This window comes from Mucilaginibacter sp. P4_G9 (genome assembly GCF_056400985.1).
Genome location: NZ_JBFUKF010000234.1, coordinates 1 through 7,792 on the forward strand (window position 1 = coordinate 1; position 7,792 = coordinate 7,792).

The window sequence follows — 7,792 nt, forward strand, 5'->3', positions numbered from 1 at the left end:
GCCAACGCCAACGCTGATGTTGCCTACCAAACAAAAGGAGAAGATTTTGCAATATATTAATAACAATATAATACAGGAACAACACATTATTGAGCAAACCCAAAGTAAGGCGACAACCAGTTTTGATAAATGGCTTGCTGATGGTAGCTATAAAAAGCTTGCTGCCGATAAGATCCCCGGTAATGGTTTGCAGGCTTATTACACATTTAATAAAGGCGACCTGATAAATAAAGTTAATCCTAAAGATATCGGTGTAATGAAACGCGAAACAGGCCAGCCCGGTGATGCCGCTGTGTTTGAAAATCGGGGTAATGGCAAAGCATTAGTACTAAATGGTGATACCTGGTTTGATTTAAATAAGGCAGGTATTTTCAGAAGATCGCAGCCATTTAGTATCGGCATTTGGGTAAATATCCCCAGGCAACTTACTGAGGGCGTAATATTCCATAAAAGCAGTGCAGAGCGTTTATATAATTTCAAAGGATATCACCTCTACCTAAAAAATAATAAGCTGGAGCTGAATATGACGCATACAGGTCCTTCAAATGCTATTACCAGGGTAAGTATCGGCGATGTTCCGCGCGATAAATGGATCCAGCTGACGGCAACTTATGATGGTTCATCAAAAGCTGTCGGTTTTAAACTGTACCTGGATGGCACTGAAATGAAGATGGAAACCACTATGGATGAGCTTACAAAAGACATCCTGTTTACGGGAGGATCGGAACCGGGTTTGCAGGTAGGAGCATGGTGGCGGGGCCGTGGATTTAAGGATGGCAAAGTAGATGATATTACCGTTTATAACCGCACTCTTACACCTTTTGAAGTGAAAACCCTGGCACAAAAGGCAAGCTGGGCACAAATTGCAGGGAAGGATAAAGCTGCATTATCACCGGCCGAGGTTGCTGATCTGAAAACGTATTACTTAACCGCTGTTGATCCCGGTGTGCTTGCCGAAGATAACAAATTAACTGCGCTAAGAACTACTTTATCCGACTCGACCGAAAATATTGAGGAGCTTATGGTGATGCGGGAAATGCCAAAGGCTAAAAAAACGTTCCTGCTTAAACGGGGCAATTATGATATGCCTGGCGAACAGGTTTATCCTAGTACGCCGGAAGCTATATTGCCTTTTCCTAAGGATTTGCCTAAAAACCGATATGGATTGGCGCAATGGGTTACTAATCCAAGTAATCCTTTAGCGGCGAGGGTAGCGGTGAACCGTTTCTGGCAGAACTTTTTTGGTACAGGAATTGTGAAAACCGCCGAAGATTTTGGCAACCAGGGCGAAATGCCAAGTCATCCCGAACTATTGGACTGGCTGGCCATCACCTTTGTTGAATCGGGATGGAATGTGAAAGCTTTAAATAAGATGATCGTAATGTCGGCAACTTACCGGCAGGATTCACGTGCTACAAAGGAGGTAGCGGAGAAAGATCCGGAGAACCGTTACCTGTCTCATGGTCCCGCGTATAGGATGCAGGCCGAGAGGATTCGTGACAATACTTTGTTGGCCAGCGGTTTGTTGAATACTCAAATTGGTGGAAAAAGTGTAAAACCATACCAACCGGAAGGTTTATGGGAAATAAACAATACCAGCTACGCACCCGACACCGGTAAGGCGGTTTACAGGCGCAGCTTGTATGTAATCATCAAACGATCGGTACCAAACCCAACACTTGCAACATTTGATGCCTCATCGCGCAGTTATTGCATTATGCGCAGACAAAAAACCAATACTCCGCTACAGGCACTGGTTACCCTAAACGATCCCACTTTTGTTGAGGCTGCCAGGGTAATGGGCGAGCAGATGGCGCGTTCAGGCGATAGTCGTACAGCTATTACTACTATCTATCGCAAATTAACAGGGCGAAAGCCTATGCTAAATGAAGTTAACCTGTTGCTTACCCTGCAGCAAGTGGAGTTAAAGAAATTCAGAGAACATCCCGAAAAACAAACGGGGTGGCTAAATGCCGGTCAGTATAAGATAGATAAAAAGCTTGATACTGCTTTAATTGCGGCCAACACGGTTGTTGCCAGCACGATATTAAATTCAGATGCATCATTAACCAAAAGATAAAAGGATATGCCAGATTTTCACCATGATGAGGAGTTTAGGCTTCAGACGCCCGAATTTAATGAGCTCAACAAAAAACTCGATAGGCGTAACTTCCTGACCAAAACCTCGCTGGGTTTGGGGGCGTTAGCTGTCGGATCGTTATTTGGGAGCAGTCTTTTTGGTAATTCGCCTAAAGCAGCACCGGGTTCATCTGGCGATCTGGAGGCGGATATTTTAAAAGCCTTGCCTCATTTTGCGCCAAAGGCAAAGCGGGTAGTATACCTGTTCCAGAGCGGCGGGCCATCCCAGTTTGAAACCTTTGATTATAAGCCCAGGTTAGCTTCGATGCTTGGCCAAAACCTGCCCGATTCGGTACGCAAGGGACAACGGCTTACAGGGATGAGCGCCAACCAAAGTGCCCTGCCCATGGTGCCATCGTACTATAAATTTAACCAGCATGGCGAAAGCCAAACCTGGATGAGCGAACTGATGCCCTTTACGGCACAGGTAGTTGATGAGTTGTGCATTGTAAAATCAATGCATTCAGAAGCTATTAATCACGATCCTGCAATTACCTTTTTTCAAACAGGTAACCAGTTGCCGGGCCGTCCATCTATCGGTTCATGGATTAGCTACGGTTTGGGATCGGATAATAATAACCTGCCAACTTTTATTGTCCTGGTATCCAAAAACGGGCAAAAAGACCAACCATTGTATGCCCGCTTGTGGGGTAATGGATTTCTGCCATCCAAACACCAGGGAGTTCAATTCAGGGCAGGGAAAGATCCTGTTTTGTTTCTCAATAATCCAGATGGTTATGATGGAAAGGACAGGAAAGAGATGCTGGAATATTTATCCAAACTAAACCAAATGCAAAATGCGGCCTACGGTGATCCGGAAGTAGAAGCAAGAATAGCTCAATATGAAATGGCCTATCGCATGCAAACATCGGTACCCGAAGTAATGAGCACTGCCGATGAGCCTGATGAAGTTTTTGAAATGTATGGCCCTGATAGCCGCGACCCGGGTACCTATGCAGCCAATTGTTTGCTTGCGCGAAAATTGCTTGAAAAAGATGTGAAATTTGTGCAGCTCTACCACCAGGGATGGGATCAGCATTCAAGTCTGCCTTCGGCAATTGCAACGCAATGCAAAGCAACCGACCAGGCAACTGCCGCCCTGATCAAAGACCTGAAACAACGCGGATTGCTGGAAGATACCCTGGTGATCTGGGGAGGCGAATTTGGTCGTACCGTATATTCGCAGGGTAAACTGACAGCCAATGATTATGGCCGCGATCACCACCCGCGCTGCTTTACCATGTGGATGGCCGGCGCCGGGGTAAAGCCTGGTATAAGCTACGGCGAAACCGATGACTTTAGCTATAACATTGTGAAAGACCCGGTGCATGTGCATGATTTTCAGGCCACGCTGATGCACTTGATGGGGATAGATCACGAGAGACTTACCTACAAATTCCAGGGTAGGCGGTTCAGACTTACAGATGTGGAAGGGAAAGTTGTGAAAGATATATTGGCTTAGTATCAGGTAGTTGGTGTAGAGTATCAGGTAGTTAGTATCAAGTAAGATTCTGCACGCGGCTTTTTCAATCTTGATACTTGCTACTGAATACTTGATACTAAAAATGTATTTGTACATACAAATGAGAAAAATAAACCTGATATTAGAATCTGTTAATCAAGTTAAGGCCTCTGTCTGTTTTGATACCAATTACTAACTACTAAATTAACCATGGAGAACTCAAGAAGAAATTTTATAAAAAATTCGGCCATTGCATCAGCATTGGTTGCCGCTTCACCGGTAAACAGCTTTGCTATTTTACATAAGGATTTAAAGCCGGATGATCAAACCATCGGTCAGGGTGGTTTTACATACAAAGTTGATAGAGGGTGGGCCAAAATCAGCGTAAACAGTCACCCGCTGGCAAACTGTCATGAAATGGTTCAGGATAGTAAAGGTCGTTTGATTATGCTGGGCGATCATACCCAAAATAACATCCTGATATTTGATAAATTGGGCAAACTGCTTGATTACTGGGGAACTGCCTTACCGGGCGGTCATGGCTTAACTATAAGCAAAGAGGGGGGCGAAGATTTTCTTTTACTTACCGATTGCGGCTGGGCGGTTGATAAGACCGGTAATTCTTACGGGCAATCGGGCCAGGTATTGAAAACCACGGTTGATGGTAAATTGATATTTGCCATTGGTCACCCACGCACCATTGGTGTTTATAAAGATAATGAGCCCTTTAAACCAACTGAGACTGCTGTAGCCCCCAACGGTGATATTTATGTGGCCGACGGTTATGGATCTGATTATATTATCCATTACGATAGCAAAGGACAGTATATTCGTCATTTCGGCGGGCACAACAATGCAAATAAAGAGCATAACCTGGTAAACGCGCATGGTATCACTGTTGATACCCGCGATAAAAATAACCCTACGCTGATCTGTACCTCCCGCGAGGAAAATTGCTTTAAAGTATTTACCATGGATGGCAAGTTCATTAAACGGATTGATATGCCGGGTATGTACGTATGCCGTGCGGTAATTAATGAACAGAATATTTATGCGGGAGTTTGCTGGTCAAAAAATAGCAGCGGTCAGCGCTTTGATTATTCGGGCTTTGTAACGGTGCTTGATGGAAACAATAAAGTGATCTCAAATCCTGGTGGCGCTGCGCCTGTATATAAAAATGGTGTTTTGCAGCCAACTTTACAGGCGGCCAACCCCGTTTTTCAGCATGGCCATGATGTTTGTATTGATGAGGACAAAAATGTTTACGTATGCCAGTGGAATGCTTACCACACGGCCCCGGTAAAATTAACCCGTGTATGATATTAGCTAACATTTTTACTTTTGCCGGCCACCTGCATCCGCTTATAGTACATCTGCCTATCGGCTTTATTTTGCTTTCGGCTGTTTTTAATATTTTATCCTACAAAAAGAAGTATGAGAATTTAAAGCCTGCTGTATCTGTAACACTTCTCATCGGGTTTATATCGGCAGTATTGGCCTGCATATTTGGTTATGTGCTTTCCCTGTCGGGCGATTATGATAAGGGGGTATTAAGTCACCATAAATTCTCGGGGATTGTACTAACACTCATCTCCGGATTATTGTATGCCATCACTACCGATAGGTTTAAGAAAGAGCTATCCATGCCAGGTATGCTGTTTTCTTTTATGCTGATAGGTTTGGTGGGCCTGATGAGCTATAGCGGACACCAGGGGGCAAATCTAACCCATGGAAATGATTATCTTACTGTGCGCACACTAATGCAGGAGGTACGTGATAAACCAGTCAGCATTCAAAGCGCTATGATATATGAAGACGTAGTTGGCCCCATACTTCAAAAAAAATGTTCCCAATGCCACCAGGATGGCAAATTAAAAGGTAGATTTTCTGTAGAGAATTTGCAAACCTTATTAAAAGGCGGCAAAAATGGCCCTGCTGTAGTAGCAGGTAATCCAGGCGAAAGTGAACTTTACAAACGCGTTACGCTTGGTGCAGACGATAAAGATTTTATGCCGGCCGATGGTAAGCCGCCCTTAACCAAAACCGAAGTAAAGATCATCAAATGGTGGATAGAGAAAGCTGGTGCGGTACAAGGAAAAAATATAGCGCAGCTTAAAAATGCCGACTCAATAAAACAACAGGTAGGAGCGTACCTTGGCTTTATTAAAGATGAAGGCAGCGAAGGAGGGGAAAAGGGTTTTATACAAGCAGTTAACCCTGATATTCCTCTAAATGTTGATACTTTAGCTATCAGTCGTTTAAGGGCCAAAGGATTAATGGTAAGGATGATGCTGAAAAAACCGGCTATGCTTGATATAACTTTGCCTGAAAAATCGGGGCTGAAAATAGCGCAGATCAAAAATGACCTGATGCCGCTGGCAAAAAATGTAGTTTGGCTTAATTTATCAGGTAATGACTTTACTGATAATGATCTCCTTATCCTTAAATCATTCACAAACCTCGAGAAATTACGCATCGGGAAAAACCCGGTGACAGATGGCGTTAGTAATAACCTTGCATCGCTTAAGCATCTTGAAGCTKTAAACCTGAATCAAACTAAAATAACCGATCTCGCAGTAAATAATCTGAAAAAAAATCCGGCCATAAAAAGAATCTACACCTGGGGTACGGCTGCTAAACAAGCAAATTAACCCGTTACATAAATTATTGTATACACATTAAGCAATATTTTACAGTAAAATAAGCTTTTTGTCCATTACGGTAAATGATAATCCATTTCAAATAGACTTTTGATTAGTCATTTTTACGAAATATTACGTAAACTTAACCAGTTACCATAACAACAGTAAAACTGACGATGAACAATCCTATTACAAAACAAACTATCACCTTGAAAAAGAAATTGATACCATTTTTTATGTGTGCTGTTATTTTAAGCACATCGAATGCAATTGCTCAAAGTACATCAAAAACGCCAATCCCGCTTTCGGAATTACAGCAAAAATTTGTCGACCTGAGATTTGGTATGTTCATTCACTTTAATATTCCAACATACCAGGATGCCGACTGGCCTGACCCGGAAACACCTGCTGCTGCATTTAACCCAACAAAACTGGATTGTGTACAGTGGGCAAAGGCTGCAAAATCGGCCAATATGACTTATGGTTGCCTTACAACAAAGCATCACAGCGGTTTCTGCATATGGGATACCAAAACAACTGACTATAACGTGATGCACAGTCCGCTGAAGAGGGATGTGGTAAAGGAATACACCAAAGCCTTCCGCGATCAGGGTTTAAAGGTAATGTTGTATTATTCAATTTTGGATACCCATCACCGTTTGCGCCCTAATATGATCCAGCCAAAGCATATTGATATGGTTAAAAAGCAAATTACGGAGTTGCTTACCAACTATGGACAGATAGAAGCCCTGATAATTGATGGATGGGACGCGCCATGGTCGCGAATCTCTTATGACGATGTACCGTTTGAGGAAATTTACAAACTGGTAAAATCGCTACAGCCAAACTGCTTGTTGATGGACCTTAACGGCGCCAAGTACCCGGCCGAAGGTTTATATTATACTGATATTAAAACTTATGAAATGGGTGCAGGTCAGCGTGTATCAAAAGAAACCAACAAAATGCCGGCACTGGCCTGCTTACCTATACAAAGCAGCTGGTTCTGGAAAACTAATTTCCCTACAACCCCGATACGTGATGTAAACAAGCTGGTAAACGATGTATTGGTACCGCTTAATAACGCCAGCTGCAATTTTATCCTTAACGTGGCCCCAAATACAGACGGTTTATTTGATGATAATGCGATTGCAGGCTTAAAGCAAATAGGGGAGCTATGGAAAAATGAAGGCCCGGTGGCTAAGTTAGGCGAAACCGGCGCACCTATCATATCACATAACCTGGCTAAACATGCAGCAGCTAATTCAAGCTGGAGCGATGACTCGAATATTATGGACTTTGCCAACGACGATGATTTTGGATCATCCTGGCAATCAAACCCAAGGGTAAAAAGCCCATGGTACGAGGTAACTTTAAAGCCTGGTACCCCTTTTAACACAGTGGTAGTTTTTGAGAGTAAGCCAAACATAAAAAAATACAAGCTGGAGTATCTTGATGGTGCTACCTGGAAAACAATTTTTGAGGGCGAAAACCTTAGTCGGGTAAAAGTGAACCGCTTTAACCAGGTAAAGGGGGATAAGGTGCGCATGTC

Annotated in this window: 5 protein-coding genes; all 5 read left to right on the plus strand. The window is 43.2% G+C overall.

What is annotated here, in order from left to right; translation table 11 throughout:
- Positions 1 to 2,080, plus strand: a 2,080-nt coding sequence (locus tag AC1DPZ_RS17890; RefSeq protein WP_477405862.1) for a DUF1553 domain-containing protein, incomplete at its 5' end; no start/stop codon positions are given.
- 6 nt (positions 2,081 to 2,086) lie between these two features.
- The gene (locus tag AC1DPZ_RS17895) at positions 2,087 to 3,601 is read left to right on the plus strand and encodes a DUF1501 domain-containing protein (protein WP_477405864.1); all 1,515 of its coding nucleotides are present in this window, start codon (positions 2,087 to 2,089) and stop codon (positions 3,599 to 3,601) included.
- A gap of 210 nt (positions 3,602 to 3,811) precedes the next feature.
- Positions 3,812 to 4,921, plus strand: a complete 1,110-nt coding sequence (locus AC1DPZ_RS17900) for a twin-arginine translocation signal domain-containing protein (protein ID WP_477405866.1) — start codon at positions 3,812 to 3,814, stop codon at positions 4,919 to 4,921.
- The gene (locus AC1DPZ_RS17905; RefSeq protein ID WP_477405868.1) at positions 4,918 to 6,252 is read left to right on the plus strand and encodes a DUF2231 domain-containing protein; all 1,335 of its coding nucleotides are present in this window, start codon (positions 4,918 to 4,920) and stop codon (positions 6,250 to 6,252) included. Before AC1DPZ_RS17900 ends, AC1DPZ_RS17905 begins: the two co-directional genes overlap by 4 nt.
- 200 nt (positions 6,253 to 6,452) lie before the next feature.
- Positions 6,453 to 7,792, plus strand: a 1,340-nt coding sequence (locus AC1DPZ_RS17910) for an alpha-L-fucosidase (RefSeq protein WP_477405870.1), incomplete at its 3' end; no start/stop codon positions are given.

What these genes read in the sequence shown, in the direction of transcription:
- AC1DPZ_RS17895 (WP_477405864.1), top strand. Translation starts at nt 2,087, where the DNA reads ATGCCAGATTTTCACCATGATGAGGAGTTTAGGCTTCAGACGCCCGAA.
- AC1DPZ_RS17900 (WP_477405866.1), top strand. Translation starts at nt 3,812, where the DNA reads ATGGAGAACTCAAGAAGAAATTTTATAAAAAATTCGGCCATTGCATCA.